The following is a 16,120-nucleotide window of genomic DNA, read 5'->3' as shown; positions in this document are numbered from 1 at the left end:
TATTCCTACTTCTCCAAATAATTGGCTCTTAGTTCTTCCTGAACTTGCTCACTAAGCTGCAACTGATTAACAATATACGCGTCAAGTCCACCAAAGTTCTCATTGATAGTAATCAGACTGGTATCTAAGAAGACGTTCGCTACTGACCCCAAAACCCGTATATTGGCGCGGAAGCGGTCGTTTTCGCCAGCCTGCTTGAACTTTTGATCACGTTCTGCCCGGTAGTCATTGAGCAGCCAGTTGGAATAAAGGTAGTCTCGCCTAATCTCTTCCATCTTCACGCCCAAAATATGTAAAAGCATGACGGTCACTAGACCCGTGCGATCCTTACCTTCTGAACAGTGGTAAAGCGTTGCCCCGCTATTCGTGTGGGCTAGCAAGTTAATAATGCGATGCATATTTTCCTGAGACGCTTCAGCAATAATGTGTTGGCGATAACGCTGACACATCATCTGCAAACCGGCATACTGGTCACGGCGATACTCGGCAAATTCAGCACTCACGTCCAGTCCATTATCCCCCGTATTATCTTCGACTGACAAAGGATAGGCATAGTGGTCAACTCCCGCTAGCGCCTTATCTGGATTTTGGCGGCATTCTGCAGGAGAACGCAGGTCAATAATCTTGGTCAAGCCGTATTTAAGCAAAAAGCGCTCGTCTTCAGGACTTATTCTGCTGATATTCCCGGTCCGCAACAAGCGATGCAACTTGATTTTGCGGCCATTAAGGCCGCGGTAGCCACCTAGATCACGTGGGTTGCGAACAGACTTCACTGGTAAAACAAGAGGGTCACTCATGCCAAGATCCTTTCTAAAACAAAATAGCCGGACAGTTCTCCTATCCGGCTATTTTACTCTCTGCTAGTCAAACTAGCAAAAATTTATTTGTTTGCTTGCTCAACAAATTTAATGAAAGCATCCATCAAACCATCTATCTGCTTGATCGTTGCATCATCGGTTAACTCACCCGTTTCCTTATTGAACTTAGCTGGAGCTTGACCAATCAAAACTTCATTGCCTGGCAAAACGTTTGCGCTCATATCAGGTGAAAGTAAAATTTCACGAACATCTTCTTGCGCACGGCTAGAACCTTGGCCGCCAAATGACGCACCAAGAACAGCAACTGGCTTCATCTTCATCACATTTGGACCAGCGTGTGAACCAAGCCATTCAAGACTACTCTTCAGGGCAGCTGGAACAGTGTGATCATATTCTGGGATTGTAATAACGATGCCGTCAGCACTCTTAATGTCTTCAATCCAAGCCTTAATTGAATCATCAGCCATTTCCGTTCTGCAGAAAGGTGTTAACTGATCAATTTCTTTTACTTCAATGTCAGCCTTGTCACTGTAATGCTTAGCAATAAATTGCGCTAAGAAACGATTATATGAGAAAGGTGCATTTGTACCAACAATTGCTAATAATTTCATTCTTGGTCCTCCTTACTTAGTAACTTGTGCATACCACTCGTCAACTTCATCGAAGAAGTGGCCCAAGAATTCAATCGTTGACTTGTCCTTCAAGTCACCATTGTCATCAAATTGTGCCGGTGCGGTACCCATCATAAACTCATCACCATTAAAGACTACAGCACCAAAACCAGGAGCAGTCAACAGACTCTTCAAGCGACTTTGGGAACGCGCAGCACCTTGAGGCATTGGTGAAGTTGAAACAAGTGCAACTGGTTTACCCTTAAATGGGTGAATGTCGGATGATAGCCACTCAAGTGCGCTACTCGTTGCACTGGTTACTGAGTGTTGTTGTTCTGGTGAACCAATCAACACCAAGTCCGCGTCCTCAATCTCTTGTGCCAGAGTTTGGACAGCTGCAGGAATGCTTTCACCTTCTTTAAACATGGGAATACCTTTAACAGTAGCCAGTTTAAAGTCATACTTAGCAGCGAAATGCTTAGTAATATACTTAAGCAACGCTTCGTTAAATGAATTATTGGCATTTGAGCCAGATAATGCAAGGATTTTCATAAAAAACCACCTTTCGGAAAACTAATTTCTAACCTGATTATAGCATCATTCAGAGCATTTGACATAAACTTGCTTTTTATCCATCTTGATAATTAAATATACAAAAGCAGGCGGCATATCCCGCCCGCTTCTACGCGTTTTTTTAGTTTTTGCCCTTTCCAGTAACATTATCAAAAATAGAAACTTTACCAGTTTTACTCAGCCAATCATTCAAAATTGCATCGTTAATTTGGGCAGTCAAGACATTGACAATTTGTGTCTGTGAAAAGGTAGCAATGCGATTAACAATCAAAGAGGCAATACCGATGGCGGTAATCCAATTAGCAGTGACAATACTTTTGATTTTTTCATCACTATAGCCGGTGTCCTGATATTGCTCCTTAAACTTTTCAATTCCCAACGTAATTAAGGTGTCTGAAATAATTTCGCTACCCAATTTCCCATCAACAAACATTGCTCGGAACAAGTTCTCGTGCTCCTGGGCAAATTCAATATAGGATAAGTCAATATCAATTAACGGTTTGTCAGTATATTTCTTTTGCAGGATATTATTCTTTAAATTATCTGCGATTTTGCGCAAAACCTCCTTGCGCAATTCATGCATGTTGTTAAATTCAAGATATAAGGGCTGAGTCGAAAAATGCCCCACTTTAGCAATGTTGCGGGCCGTAAGACTTTCAACCCCATCCTTGACGACCATTTTGTAGGCAATGTTTAAAATCTTGTTTCTTCCTATTTCTTTTCTTCTCGCCATGTCAAATCCCTATCTGTCATTTCACTTATTAATTCTTGCTTTAACCAAGCACAAAAACTAACATCATTAGACAACAGTTACAGTAACTGCTTATGCATTACTGTCTAAAAACTCATCATAATATGATGAAACCATGTCACTTACCTCATCCTTGCTCAAGCCTTGCGCCGCACAGTAGGAAAAGAACGCCGCAGACAAGATATAGCCGCGTTCGCGATCATCAGTTAAATCATCGGAAAAGTTGAGATTGATCCGTTGATTTTGATAATCCGTTGACAATTCAATAGTTTTATCCTTAGGAAGTTCATTCATTACTTATACTCCATCTTCAAAATTAGTTGGATATCCTTTGCGTCTAGCCGAGCTAACCTTCATAGAGCTACTGACTGCACTAGCAAATCCGCATTACACTAACGGTTATTTTTATCACTTTAACTAGACCAGACTTAAACCACAAATGTGGCCAAGACCCCGGTTATTAAATCAAAAAATAACAATTATTATCTAGTGTTAGGATAGTAAATTTTAAGTCCCTTTGTCAAGACCCAAACACTTTTCATCCCCTGAAAATCATTATTAGTTTTGCCTTTAAAGTGCGACTGTCAATGCTTGTATCAATTTTTAAGCCACTCTTAAAATAACACTTAGCAAGAAAAAACAGCAGTTCTTATTTAATCTTGCTAAGACAAAAATAGACCCTACTGTTTTTTTATTTCTAATTTATTATATATCCATTCAATAATTATCGCTTTTTTATCCATTCAATAATTATCGCTTTTTAGTCATTTTACCATCCATCATTTCATAGATGTGATCTGCATATTGTTCCAGCCGCGGATCATGGGTTACTAGGATAACGACCTTATTATAGTCCTTGGCCACGTCTTTAAATAACTGCCCCACCTCATCGACATTTTTACTATCCAGCGAGGCCGTAGGCTCATCTGCAAGTAGAATTTCCGGATTAGCATAGAGCGCCCGGGCAATTGCTGCACGTTGCTGCTGGCCACCTGATAATGCGCTTGGATACTTGTCAACCAAGTTAGTGATGCCGAGCTGCGCAAGCAATTTCTTTAGGGCTGCATCATTAAGATTACCAGTCTTTTTGACGCGTCGCACCAGTTCAAACTGTTCTTCTACAGTCAAAAAAGGCACCAGATTATATGTTTGCAGCACAAAACCGATTTCTTGTAGCCGTAGATTATTACTTTCTGCTGGCGAAATTTCAGCAATATTCTTGCCATCAACTTTAACCTGACCGGAGGATGGTTTTTGTAACGAGCCGGCAACCGTTAAGAAGGTGCTTTTACCCGCTCCAGACGGTCCCATGATTAGAACCACTTCGCCTTCATTAGCTTTAAAGTTGATCTGGTCAAGTGCTACAACCTCAGCCGCACCAGTACCATATTTTTTTTGCACATTTTTTAATTCGAGCACTGCCATTTTATTCTCCTATCGCTTTTGCCGGGTCTACTTTCAAAATTGACCTAATCGGAATCAAACTACCGATAAACCCTGTTAAAAGCATGCCAGCCGTACCACTAACGATGATTTGCGGAGTAAAACTCAGCGGCACCGCTGCCGGAAGCACTCGGGCTGTAACCCACATTGCTAACAGCCCAATCACAACTCCGCACACAACCAGAATAAGCGACTGGCTGACCGTCGCTTTGACGAGGGTTGAACTGGGAATTCCCTGCGCACGCATTACCGCATAGTTGTGCAGTTTTTGCATGGTCAAGATGTACAAAAAGACCGCAATAACAATTAATGAAATGACGAAGAGAAAGCCAATCATCAGTTGAAAAGTCATGTTTTGAGCAGTATAACCTGGTAATTTGTTAATAAATTGCTTAATGGGATAGGTCTTGCTGTTTTCGTGATTGTAGTGGTACGCTGGCTGGCGCGAAATAATTGCTGAAGCCAGCAAATCTGGCATTCCCTGCCGCAACTTCTTCCACCTGGTAAGTGTCCCGTAAATAATTGGAGCAATATTGATCTTAGCATTCTTAACAAAACCGGTAATCCGGTACTTTTGCTTCGAACCACTCAATTCAAGTTTGTCGCCCAAGTGATAACCCTTGGTCTGAAAGGCCTGGTCAACTACCACTTCATTGCCACCCTTGGCTTTTCGCCCGGCAATTACTTCTTGCTCTTGATAAATAAACTGACTGCGCTTGATACCAATAAATTGGGCTGAAATTTGGGGCCGCTGCTTATCCTTAACCACGACTGGAGTCTGGCCGACTAGCGCCTCATCCTTAGTAAGCTTGGCAGCTTTGAGATCGTCTTTAGAAAGGACTGATTGACTCATGCTGACATTAGCATTCTTGTTTAAAACCACCTGCTTAGCTTGCCATGATTCGATTGCTTGGGTGTTTTCGCTGCCTAGGCCAACCGCAAGTGATGACAAGACGAAAATCAAGTAACTGATTAAAAAAATCATCAGGATGATTAATCCGTAACGCAGTTTTTCTCGTTTTATTTCTTTAATTGCTAAAAACACTAATTTGCTCCCTTTTCTAACAATTCGAGTCCTGCTTTAAACCGTGACAACACTGCCTTTTTTTGCCTTGGATTTTCAAGCACCATGTGGATTGTCGCATGACTGAGCACCATCGCGCTCCAATTTTGCGGACTCAATTCAATCGAGGCGTCATTAGAAAATGGCTTGGCAACTACACTTTCATTGTAGAGGACATGCATCTTAATCAGCTCGGCATACTTACTGGATTGTGTGTGCTCAATAAATTGCACTACACTTTGGTAGAACAGTTTTGGATCAAAAATTGGCCCGATTTTTAAATGAGCATGAATCTCCTTAAGAGCGCACTGATAGAGGTATTGGTAACTATCCGGCAAATCATCAAAGTACTTGTAAAAAGCCCCGCGAGCAATGCCGGCGTCCTTGACGATCCGAGCAACCTGCGCCTTTTGCAAAGGATAGTTGCTAAATTCTCTAAGTAAGGCCGACTGGACTAACGCTTTCTTTGTCGCGGGCAAGTTAGTAAAAGTTGCTTTTACCATTTTGTTGACACCTTCTTTCATAAAAAGTGACACCGTGTCACCTAGACAAGAATACGTCTGCTTGAAAAAATCGTCAAACAAAAAGTATTCTTAAAATATCAGTGTAAAATAAAAAGGCTCCTGTAGAGCCTTGCAATCGGATCAACTTAACACCCGATTATAATAATTAATTCGCGGCCAGCCATCAAGATATGAAAGCTTGGCCAAAGCACAATTATTAATCGTGTCAAAGTAATCCATATTACCATTGGTAAAATAATGAGCGAACATCATTCGGATCAAAGTGCCATGACAGACCACTAAGATTTTTTGTTTGGGATACTTTGCTTGCAGCTCATTTAGAAAACTGCCACACCGCTCATGCAAATCCTCAAAGGTCTCACCACTGGGCGCATACTTAACGTAATTGGCTGCTGCCTTACCCCACGGGTCAACTGCATCGGGATACTGCTTGCCCAGTTCTGGCAAAAACTCCCCGTCCCATTCACCGAAGTTAAACTCAATTAGTCGCTGATCCTCAATGATCTCCTTTTGACCCTTAACAAAAAGCCGGGCCGTCGTCAGTGCCCTAGTCATCGGACTAGAAAAAACCACTTCGAAACTGGACGGATCGAACTTGGCTGCCGCCTTTTCTGCCTCGACACGCCCTTCTGCATCCAAGTCATGGTCAAACAATGATCCCTGGATACGACCCGTCTTATTCAAATCTGTCTGGCCATGGCGAACAAACACAATTTCCATCTTAACCTCACTTTAGCTAATTTTTTTACTGTTAATAACCATTTTACTTTATTGCTTATTAATGACGCTTAAAGTCAAACTTCGTTCGGAAGACATAAGTATCTGATGTACTATGTTCCTCATTATATGCGAAACCAAAGTCATTAAAGTCGCGTAACTGTTGCGGTCTGGTTAGTTGGTTTGCCGCAATAAAGCGGACCATTTCACCGCGAGCCATCTTGGCGTGGACGCCAACTGTCTTCCATTTGCCGGTGTGTTCTTCCTGAAAATCAATCTTAATCATTTGGCGAGCATCCGTCAAAAAAGGCGTGATATTCCGTGAATATTCCTTAGAAGCCAGGTTAATGACCACATCATCCTGACTAAATAAAGTGTCGGCTAGGCTGCTGCCCCAAAACTTGTACAGGTTAGGCTGACTAAATCCTTGTACCTTGTTCTTCATTTCTAACCGGTACGGCCAGACGCCATCAAAGGGCCGCAAAAGTCCGTATAAGCCAGACAGAATGCGGACATTTTGCTGCAAATAATCAAGGGCCGGACTGGTTAACAGATCTGGCGCCATATACTGGTACTGAATACCCGAATAAGAAATAATTGCGGGCGTAAGCCCGGTGGTTTGGGCCAGCTTAAGCGCACTAATTTGCTTTTGCCCTTCCTTAGTCATGCGTTCACTGGACTGCCAAATCTGTTGCAGTTCAGCCAAATTACACTGCTTAAGAAAACTTGCCAATGCGCTTGCTTGCGTGATAAATTGCGGCTTAGTCCTAACCGGAAAAGATTCGCGGTCAACCTTCATTTTCATTGCGGGTGAGATAATAATTTTCATCTTTCGTAATTTCCACCTTTTGCGTTAAACTTAATACTAAACGTACTAAGGAGAGAACTAATGAATCCTGACTTTGCTGTCATTCTAAATTTTAAACTAAAAACCGGAAAAGATGTAGATGTCGATCTTTTGGTCAAAACGGCCCGGAATATCGGGGCCCGAGCTGTTGCAACAAATGACCGACGAGCCGACTTCAAACAAGCTTGCAATAAGTACGTCATTGCACTCGTAGATGAAGACCAAGGAGAAGAACTAACTGCCGACAAAGTCATTGACCACATGGTGCACCAGCGCAAGGACGGCCAAAAAACAATTATTAACTTATCCGTTAGTGAAGATGGGACCTTGTCTGAAAGCGCACAGGCTCTGCTCGACCAAGTTAACCGCTGGATGCATCGCTTTGGTCATGCCTTTAATGAGAGTGAGCCCAGCTCACTTGTTGCCAACCATGGTTTTGTCTTACAGAATCGACATATGCACTATCAAAAGTATCTATTTGTTAATCGTCCAGTGCCTGCCCAAGTTATAGTTACCGGTATGGCACAAGCGCCTAATCGCATTGAACTGGTTGACAACCGGACAGAACTAGACTTTGACTATCAGGATGGCAGCTTAACCATCAACTTAGGTGCCATGCCGCCTGACAATCTAATCTGGCAGATTGTGCGTATCCAGGAGCACCGCCAGGAAGATGATCTTATTGCAACAAAATATTAAGAAAACGGGGCTTGTCCCCGCTTTTTTATTGCTACTGAAACCAGGATAAAGGCATTGACACTCCGATGTCCTGTAATTACAATAAGATAAGAAAAAACTGAAGGAGCAATAAGATGAAGTATAAGAAACCGTTCTATAAAAAGTGGTGGTTCTGGTTAATTACCACCGTCATTATCGCAGTGAATAATCGGGGCCAATTTACGTCAAACGCTGAGGGTTCCCAAGCTGCGGCGCCGCGCTCTAGCAAGATAGCACGCAGCGAGCAAGCCAAAAAAGCGCATACTAAGGACCTAACCGAAAAAAAGCCAACCAAAAAAGCCCAGCAAGAGCAGCTGCTAGAGAAAACACCAAAAAAAGCAGCTCAAAAGAAGCTAGCACAGAAAAAAGCACAAGAAAGCAAAATTCGCGCCACGCAAAGACATCTAGTTGCTAACCAAAAAGTCCGAAAAAAATCCCAAAGACAACAGCAGAGGCAACCAAAACAAAAAAAGCAACAGATAGCTGCTAATGACCGGAATAGTCGAACAGTTTATGTTGCTCCGACCTCTGGTAGCAGGTACCATTATACCCCATCTTGTCGCGGTTTAAGTCGGGCTCACGGAAACATCAGCAAAATGACACTAGGACAAGCACTTGCACAGGGCTACACCCCTTGCAAGTGGGAAAACTAGGCGGGAGGAACACACCATGGTTAAGGTTGGTTTACGCAAGCCCAGTCTCAAAAAAACAATCGCGTCCAAAACCAAAGGACGCACTACTAGAACGATTAAAAAAGCACTTATCCCAAATTATGAGAAACGGGGAATGGGCTGGGCTCATCCCCAGCGCAAAATTCATCATGCAATTCACCACAAAACTACCAGCGATGCTCGTAAATTATTTTCTGCAAGTACTTCGGCTAAGCGGCCAACTACGACTGCAGCTATGACTAGTCTTTTTACTCCGCCTAAAAATCAACCTGGCAATAATATATCTGAAGCTTCGTCGCTCTCGTCTACTGCAGAAATTCGCTACTTCAAGGTAAAAACAGCCAAAGATGTGCAAACCAACCGTATTCTCTATTACACCAAAGTTGTCCGTTCCTGCTTGCTCTGGTTTCTGTCTTGGGCCAGCTTAAAACCGGCATTTATCCCCTAGTCACCTGGCTTTTGCTTAAACTACCCACACTGCCTTTTGGCGAGCCTATCGCTCCCAGCAAGCTTAAAAAACCACAGTCCCAAAATAAGGAATAGCAAATATTGCGCTAACCTACTTCAGCAGTCCTAAGCTCATTTCAGATAGTTCTACTGGCACTATCTTTATTAAGTCCCAATCGCCCTAAATTATCATTGCAATAGTTAGAAAATTTTAATAGAATAAAGGTTTAACAGAGTACATTAAGTTAGGTAGTTATCTGTTTTCATTTAAAATTGCAATAATGTTCAAGCTATTTAAGATTCAGTAATAATCAAATAGCGTTGACTGCGAATTTTTCCTAAATGATGACTGATTAGGAAACACTAGCAGCCAAAAGGGTTGCTAATACTTAAATTTAAGAGAGAAGTGAAAGAATAATAATGAAGCATAGCGTATCACCATTGACTTCAGACAAATATTTTCAAAGTGGCCATCAAGCCTTAAAAATACGACAAACTATCCTTGCATTAGTTAGTTGGATGATCATTTTCTTTCCTGTTTTTTGGGTATTTTTACCTTTATGTAACCAGCAACTAGCCCATAAATTGGGTATTGCCTATTTCAGTGACGAGTTTAAGCTGGTGAAATTTTTAGCGCTGTTTTTTGGAACATTTTTTGTTTTTATCACGTTTTTTTTCATTATTGTTACCATTTGGAATAACCTCCATTTCAAACATGCAGTTGCGCAAAAAGAAACAAATCGGTCAATGATGCGTAGCCGGCGCGGACACGTGGTTGAATTAGCTTGCCAGCAACATTTTGGCGACACGGCCCAGAGGCAAGCAGCACACTTTTATCAAGTTGAAGGTAACCAAAATTTTGACAATAACTATATTCAAAACTTATTTGAATTAAATGAGGTCGACCAATGAGCCAATTATGGCAAATCTGCAGTATTATTCTTAACATTCTTTTCTGGATATTAATTTCTTATCCTATTCTCGGTTCAATCGCCTGGTTAGTCGGTACCGTATGCTATAAGTATCTTTACAAGGGGAACAAGCAGAAGTATCCAGAATTTGCGCACCAGGACGAGCCCCTGGTTTCAATTGTCATTCCTGCACATAATGAAGAAGTTTGCATCGAAGCTACTGTTACCTATATGCTAACCGAATTAACCTATAGTAATTATGAAGTTTTAGTAGTTGATGATTATTCAACTGATCGCACACCCTTCATCCTGCAAAAGCTGCAAGAAAAGTATCCAAACTTGCGTGTCATTCGCATCAAAAGTAACAAAGGCAAAGCTCACGCCCTTAATGTGGCCTTAGCCTTTGTACGGGGAGAATTTATCTTAAGTAATGACGCGGACACTGTCCCTGAACCAGACGCATTGCAAAAATATCTCCGTTACTTTACTCAAAAAGGTGCCGACAATATTGCTGCAATTACCGCCAACATGAATGTTTTAAACCGGACTAAACTGATTACCAAGTCACAAACGGTTGAATTCTCGAGTATTGTGGGAATCATTAAGCGTGTAGAACAAGGAGTGTTCGGCGGTGTCTACGCATACAGCGGCGCTAACACGATGTACCGTAAAAGCGCCGTCATGGATGTCGGATTATTTCGACAAGACCGGGCTACCGAAGATATCAGTGCAGCGTGGGACCAACAGTTGAATGGTTGGTTTGCAAAATTTGCTCCTGATATTGCCTTTTACACTTCGGTTCCCGAAACGGCAGGGGCCCTCTATGCTCAACGTAAGCGTTGGGCTAAAGGAGGAATTGAAGTTTGGCTGACCAACTTCAAGAAAGTACTGTGTCATCCCTTTGCTAATATCGGACAAACCCTCATGTTTTTTGATCAAACTTTCAGTATTCTATGGGCGGTTTTCTTCTGGATATCAATAATTGCCTCTATTGTCTTAATTATTCTAAACATTAGTACGGGAAATCTACCCTACATCCTTTCGCAAGCAACTGTATTTCTCAGTTTTGGAATAATCTCAGCCGTAATCCAATTAGCTGTTGCCTTAATTGTCGATAATCAAGCCAGCAAGCTCCGTTATTTACTATTTGCGCCCCTCTATATCATCTGGTGGTGGATAATTAATTCATTGACCGTTGTAGTTAGCTTTATACCGGCTGTTTATACCATCCGACATGAAGGATCAGGAACTTGGAATAGTCCAAATCGGGTATGATATATTTGATGACTTCAACTCCAATAGCTAACTAACCCAAACACTGGGCCATTTTATAGTTGGTAATGACTAGTTAATCTCTCATTTCTAAATTAAAGGCTGATACCAGAAGAGACATGTTCTGGCAGCGCTCCAATTTAAATCACCACCTGGCAAAAAAGTAAACTAATTATCAGGTACACATTGAAAACCTAATCTAAACAGCCTCAACACAAAAAAGCTACAATTTTAAATTGTAGCTCTTTTGTGTTTAAATTTTGTTTTATCTTCCGCTCTCGGCACGTGCCTTGTAAGCACCTTCGCTGGTATTGATAATCAGTTCTTCGCCGTCTTTAACAAAGTCAGGTACCTGAACCACCAGGCCAGTCTCCATTGTAGCTGGCTTGCCCGAACCGGTAACCGTTGCGCCTTTAATACTTGGTTCAGTATGGACGACCTTCATCGTAACCGTAGCTGGCAGCTCAACTCCAAGTAGTTTGCTACCATTGGCAAATTCTAACTGGACGTCAATATTAGGCATTAAATATAAGCGGTCATCACCGAGTTGCTCACTAGTAACTTCATATTGTTCATAAGTTTCTGTATCCATGAAGGTATAAACTTCGCCTTCATTATATAAAAACTGGGCTTTTTTCTTGGTCATGTCAACTAATTCAACCTTTTCCGTTGGTCGCATCGTCTTATGCACAACCGCTCCGCTTTCAATATTACGCAAGTCCATCTGCATAACAGTGTTGCCTTTGCCAGGCTTGTGATGGTTAGCCTTCAGTACTCGAATCATCTTGCCGTCTTGACTAAAAACCATACCCTTTTTTAAGTTAATTGCCTGTACCATTGTTTATTCTCCCTTAATTTTACTTAAAAATAACCAAAACAAAAAAGAGTCACGCGGGCGGCAATGCGAATTTTTTGATTAATAGTAAATAAATCGTCTTCATAGCACTAATTATAACAAATTAAAATTGTCTCAGGTAGATCCGATCGATCAAATGTCCCCTAGTTTTGTGCAAAATCAGACTGGCACGCTGCTTGGTCGGTGCAATGTATTCACGCAAGTTGACTAGGTTGACCATCTGCCAGGTGTCCTGAGCCAGTTGCAGGGCAGCTCCGCGAGGTCCATTGGCCATTTCATAATAGAAATTCTGGGGATTATGCTTATTTAGTTCAAGTACCCGTACAAAGCGCTGCATAAACCATTTTTCAATCAAGTCTTCAGCCGCATCAATATAAATGGAAAAGTCAAAAAAATCACTGGTAACAATCTGCCCGTTGGTTGGTAGTTGCAGCGTGTTAATTCCTTCAATGATTAGAATATCGGGCCGCTTTACATGACCATATTTTCCCGGCACAATGTCACTTAACTCTTGCGAGTATAACGGGTAGGCAATGTCTTCCTTGCCACTAAGCACATCTTTTAAAAAATCACTAAGCATGGCCATGTTATAGCTCTCGGGAAAACCCTTACGATCAAACAGACCGCGCCGCTTTAACTCCTGGTTTGGATAAAGGAAGCCGTCTGTGGTCATCAAATGCACCTGCAAATCTGCCTCAGTCCGGCTCAATAGCACCTGCAGCAAGCGGGCAGTGGTTGACTTGCCTACGGCCACCGACCCAGAAATACCGATGATGAAGGGCGCACCTGCAACTTTTTGCCGCAAAAAGACGCGCTGCTTTTGCTGCAACTCGCGCTTCTCCTGGTAGGCCAAGTCAATGTAGGCAATTAAACTAGCATAAATTTGCTGTACATCCGTTAGATTGATGACATCTCCCAGCGATTTAAGCTTGGCCAATTCCGCTGGCGAAATTTTGACCTGGTCACTAGTAGCAAGTTGAGCCCAGTCATCACGACTGAATTGTAAGTAATTCTTCATCAACCTCGTCCTTCATATTTTCAGCAGTGACTATTAAAATCACCTACTCACGCGCTTTGTAGTCTTTTAAATCTTTATACATCATGACGTGCTCGACGCCAGCTTCGAAGAAGTTAGCGCCCGTCGTTTTGTAACCTAGAAAATCATAAAATGGTTTAGCCTGTAATTGAGCATGACAGTACAGCCGTTCAACGCCGTGCTGCTTCAAATACTCGTGCACTTGCTCCATCATCTTTCTTCCTAGTCCCTGTCCCCGGGCTGCACGAGCAACTGCGACCCGACCAAGCATCCACTTACCATCTTCTTGGAACACCCGACAAACTGCCAGTGCCTTAGATTGAGCTCGATTCAGTGCAAAAATTTGAATGGCCTCTAGGTCCTGGTCATCCAACTCGGGGTCCGTGATTTTTTGCTCACACACAAAGGTGTCAACCCGCAGACGGGCGAGACAAAAGACTTCACGACCGGACATCTCAGAAATTTTTTTAAAAGTAAAATTAGTGGGAGCTTTTTGCATTATTATACCTACTTTTCTTCAAAGGTTCCTTGATCAACTTCAAGCAGCGGGCTTCGCGCTCCTGTGTACACGAGGTCAAGCTTGTACATCGCACGCGAGGTAATCGTATATACGAGCTGGGTTTCATCGAGGCGGTGGTAGTTCGCTGCAGAAGCCTCCCACATAATAACGGCATCAAATTCCAATCCCTTAGCCAAGTAAGACGGAATAACCAGCGTACCTACGGCCAACCGCTGATTAGCCGTAGCAATTAACGTAACTTTAGTGCCTAGATCCTTTAACTTCTGAGCAACTTTCTTCGCGGTGGCCAAATCCTTGGCGATAATTGCCGTTGTTAAGTTAGCCTGCTGGTTTTCTTTTAGCAACTGGTCGATGACATCAATGGCTGCAGTATTGGTCTGACGGCCCCAAAATACCGGCTTGGGTCCCTGACGGTCAAAGGACTCAATCTTTTCACCCTGCCGCAAAATCTGCTTAGTGAAGTCCGTTAATTGCCTGGTTGACCGGTAGGACTTAGTTAGCTGAACCACGTCGGTTTTTTCGGGGTCAAACAACCCGCTGATCTGCTTGAGCAGGTTGCGGCTCTCGTCCTTGGTAAAAATGGCCTGGTTCAAATCGCCCAGCATCGTAAACTTTGCCCGAGGGAAGTTATACTTAAGGTAGCACAACTGAAACGGCGTGTAATCCTGAATCTCATCAATGAAGGCGTAACGCATCTCATAGTCAACTTGGCGGCCAGTAATTAAGTCATACAGGTAAAGGTAGGCCGAAACATCATTCATATGAATGTCGTGGTCAACGAAACTCTGCTTGACCTCCTCAACGTGCTCCGCCCAATCAGTTGAACTAATATGCCACTTGGAGAGAGCTGTCATCTTTGGCACGGTGCGTAAGAAGTGCAAATATTGCGCGCGCATATTAACAAAGTTATTACGCCTAATTTGTTGGAAGACCTTGTCTAGTGCCTTAACGACAATCTTGCGGCTCAGAAACTTTTCTTCTTTCTCTTCAGAATCAAATTCCTGGTCAGGCCGGTCATACAACTCATTTAGTTGCTCCTGACTCAAACTTTGGATTGTATCCATCACCCAGTTCTTCTTCGTCTCAGCGTTAATCTTGCGGTTAAGTGCTTTAATTAACGCTTCCCGCGTTGCGTCAATTCGGTTACTTAAGTTGTAATTGTCATTGAATGAATAATACAGCTCACTAATCTTTTCTTTAGTGAAAAATGGCCGCTTATGGTCGCGAAAATAAATGTTCTTAAAAATCACTCCGCGCTGGTTTAGCCGCTTGGTATAGTGATCCAGCAACTTGAAGAAACTGGTAGAATCCTTGAACTGGCTAATAGCCGAATTGACACCATCATCTTCAAACTGATCAAACAGATTTTCGACCTGCATCCCCGGCAAACGGCGTGCAACAAACTGCCAATAGGTCATTTGTACCATGTTTTGCTCACCCATCTCAGGCAGCACATTTTTAATGTAGTCATTAAAGAGTTGATTGGGACTAAACATGATTACATCGCTACTAGTTAGGTTACCCCGGTAACGGTAAAGCAGGTAGGCAATGCGTTGCAAGATTGCCGATGTCTTGCCTGAACCGGCTGCCCCCTGAACGAAGAGCAAGTCAGCACTAGTATTTCTGATAATTTTATTTTGTTCACGCTGGATAGTCGTCACAATTGACTTCATCTGCGTACTGGACTTTTCCCCTAAAACCTCCAGCAGCATCTGATCACCAATCGACTCATTGGTGTCAAACAGGTTAACAATCTTGCCGTCTTCAATGACAAATTGCCGCTTCTTAGTCATCTCTACGGTAATTTCACCTTCAGGCGACATGTAGGAGACTTGCCCTAGTTTGCCATCATAATAAATTGACGAAATAGGTGCGCGCCAGTCATAAATTAAGAAATGGTCATTCTGGTCAGCAAAAGAACCTAAGCCAATATATATGGTCTCTGGTTCCGCACTACCCTCTTGGAAGTCAACTCGGGCAAAATAAGGTTTTTGGGCTAATTTTTTGACCGTACTCAATTGTCTAGCCGCATGTTGCCAAGCGTGCTCGCGCTCATCAAGCAGTTGCTGCTGCTGGTGAATGGAGAGGGCAGTTTCCATCGAAGTTGAATAACCATCATAATCCAATTTTACATCATCAAAAAAATGTGAATTAAGGTTCTTAGCTTCTCCTTCAGCAGACTGAATTGACGCGGATAGCTCGGCCAGCTTGGCCCTAATCATTTTTAAGATTTGGTCGAGATGCTTTTGTTCAAATTGTTTATCGTCCATCGCTTTTGTCATAAAGTCACCTAATTTCAAAACTTGCCTACTATTTTAACATGAAATCAGATTTATATATAAT

Annotated in this window: 19 protein-coding genes; 5 read left to right on the top strand and 14 right to left on the bottom strand. The window is 42.5% G+C overall.

What is annotated here, in order from left to right; all coding sequences use genetic code 11:
• Positions 1 to 5: 5 nt before the first annotated feature.
• From ACSYSN_RS00925 to yaaA, 10 genes are all read right to left on the bottom strand, one after another.
• Positions 6 to 797, bottom strand: coding sequence for a tyrosine-protein phosphatase (locus tag ACSYSN_RS00925; protein ID WP_491712410.1), 792 nt, complete (start codon positions 795 to 797; stop codon positions 6 to 8).
• A gap of 83 nt (positions 798 to 880) precedes the next feature.
• On the bottom strand, positions 881 to 1,429 hold the full coding sequence (locus ACSYSN_RS00920; protein ID WP_491712409.1) for an NADPH-dependent FMN reductase: 549 nt from the start codon (positions 1,427 to 1,429) through the stop codon (positions 881 to 883).
• Between the two features lie 12 nt (positions 1,430 to 1,441).
• Complete coding sequence (locus ACSYSN_RS00915) at positions 1,442 to 1,981, bottom strand: NADPH-dependent FMN reductase (protein ID WP_317637666.1); 540 nt, start codon at positions 1,979 to 1,981, stop codon at positions 1,442 to 1,444.
• A 142-nt stretch (positions 1,982 to 2,123) separates the two neighbouring features.
• A complete protein-coding gene (locus ACSYSN_RS00910; RefSeq protein ID WP_491712408.1) occupies positions 2,124 to 2,735 on the bottom strand; it encodes a TetR/AcrR family transcriptional regulator in 612 nt (203 codons plus the stop codon).
• Between the two features lie 90 nt (positions 2,736 to 2,825).
• Positions 2,826 to 3,047 carry a hypothetical protein gene (locus ACSYSN_RS00905; RefSeq protein ID WP_491712407.1) on the bottom strand — a complete coding sequence of 74 codons (222 nt, stop codon included), beginning with the start codon at positions 3,045 to 3,047 and terminating at the stop codon, positions 2,826 to 2,828.
• Between the two features lie 456 nt (positions 3,048 to 3,503).
• The gene (locus tag ACSYSN_RS00900) at positions 3,504 to 4,178 is read right to left on the bottom strand and encodes an ABC transporter ATP-binding protein (protein ID WP_491712406.1); all 675 of its coding nucleotides are present in this window, start codon (positions 4,176 to 4,178) and stop codon (positions 3,504 to 3,506) included.
• A gap of 1 nt (position 4,179) precedes the next feature.
• Positions 4,180 to 5,241 carry an ABC transporter permease gene (locus ACSYSN_RS00895; RefSeq protein WP_491712405.1) on the bottom strand — a complete coding sequence of 354 codons (1,062 nt, stop codon included), beginning with the start codon at positions 5,239 to 5,241 and terminating at the stop codon, positions 4,180 to 4,182.
• Positions 5,241 to 5,783 carry a TetR/AcrR family transcriptional regulator gene (locus ACSYSN_RS00890; protein ID WP_491712404.1) on the bottom strand — a complete coding sequence of 181 codons (543 nt, stop codon included), beginning with the start codon at positions 5,781 to 5,783 and terminating at the stop codon, positions 5,241 to 5,243. Before ACSYSN_RS00890 ends, ACSYSN_RS00895 begins: the two co-directional genes overlap by 1 nt.
• A gap of 120 nt (positions 5,784 to 5,903) precedes the next feature.
• A complete protein-coding gene (locus ACSYSN_RS00885; protein ID WP_491712403.1) occupies positions 5,904 to 6,503 on the bottom strand; it encodes a histidine phosphatase family protein in 600 nt (199 codons plus the stop codon).
• A 58-nt stretch (positions 6,504 to 6,561) separates the two neighbouring features.
• The gene (gene yaaA, locus ACSYSN_RS00880) at positions 6,562 to 7,329 is read right to left on the bottom strand and encodes a peroxide stress protein YaaA (RefSeq protein WP_491712402.1); all 768 of its coding nucleotides are present in this window, start codon (positions 7,327 to 7,329) and stop codon (positions 6,562 to 6,564) included.
• Positions 7,330 to 7,389: 60 nt separating this feature from the next.
• Between yaaA and ACSYSN_RS00875 the strand changes: the two genes are divergently transcribed.
• From ACSYSN_RS00875 to ACSYSN_RS00855, 5 genes are all read left to right on the top strand, one after another.
• Positions 7,390 to 8,046 carry a hypothetical protein gene (locus ACSYSN_RS00875; RefSeq protein WP_317637658.1) on the top strand — a complete coding sequence of 219 codons (657 nt, stop codon included), beginning with the start codon at positions 7,390 to 7,392 and terminating at the stop codon, positions 8,044 to 8,046.
• A 113-nt stretch (positions 8,047 to 8,159) separates the two neighbouring features.
• Positions 8,160 to 8,717, top strand: a complete 558-nt coding sequence (locus tag ACSYSN_RS00870) for a hypothetical protein (RefSeq protein WP_491712401.1) — start codon at positions 8,160 to 8,162, stop codon at positions 8,715 to 8,717.
• 16 nt (positions 8,718 to 8,733) lie between these two features.
• Entirely contained in the window at positions 8,734 to 9,183 is a 450-nt protein-coding gene (locus tag ACSYSN_RS00865; RefSeq protein WP_491712400.1) for a hypothetical protein, read from the top strand.
• Between the two features lie 419 nt (positions 9,184 to 9,602).
• Complete coding sequence (locus ACSYSN_RS00860; protein ID WP_491712399.1) at positions 9,603 to 10,094, top strand: hypothetical protein; 492 nt, start codon at positions 9,603 to 9,605, stop codon at positions 10,092 to 10,094.
• Entirely contained in the window at positions 10,091 to 11,368 is a 1,278-nt protein-coding gene (locus ACSYSN_RS00855; protein WP_491712398.1) for a glycosyltransferase family 2 protein, read from the top strand. Before ACSYSN_RS00860 ends, ACSYSN_RS00855 begins: the two co-directional genes overlap by 4 nt.
• A 262-nt stretch (positions 11,369 to 11,630) precedes the next feature.
• On the opposite strand, the gene efp is transcribed toward ACSYSN_RS00855, so the two are convergent.
• The 4 genes from efp to helD form a co-directional block, all read right to left on the bottom strand.
• Positions 11,631 to 12,203 (bottom strand): elongation factor P, encoded by a 573-nt coding sequence (gene efp, locus ACSYSN_RS00850; RefSeq protein ID WP_491712397.1) that lies wholly within the window; start codon positions 12,201 to 12,203, stop codon positions 11,631 to 11,633.
• 121 nt (positions 12,204 to 12,324) lie between these two features.
• Positions 12,325 to 13,239 carry a type I pantothenate kinase gene (coaA, locus tag ACSYSN_RS00845; RefSeq protein WP_491712396.1) on the bottom strand — a complete coding sequence of 305 codons (915 nt, stop codon included), beginning with the start codon at positions 13,237 to 13,239 and terminating at the stop codon, positions 12,325 to 12,327.
• A gap of 43 nt (positions 13,240 to 13,282) precedes the next feature.
• Positions 13,283 to 13,756 (bottom strand): GNAT family N-acetyltransferase, encoded by a 474-nt coding sequence (locus tag ACSYSN_RS00840; RefSeq protein WP_491712395.1) that lies wholly within the window; start codon positions 13,754 to 13,756, stop codon positions 13,283 to 13,285.
• 8 nt (positions 13,757 to 13,764) lie between these two features.
• A complete protein-coding gene (gene helD / locus ACSYSN_RS00835; protein WP_491712394.1) occupies positions 13,765 to 16,059 on the bottom strand; it encodes an RNA polymerase recycling motor HelD in 2,295 nt (764 codons plus the stop codon).
• Between the last annotated feature and the right edge of the window lie 61 nt (positions 16,060 to 16,120).

It is taken from the genome of Lactobacillus sp. ESL1191 (assembly GCF_058504435.1).
This window is presented reverse-complemented; position numbering and strand designations above follow the sequence as displayed.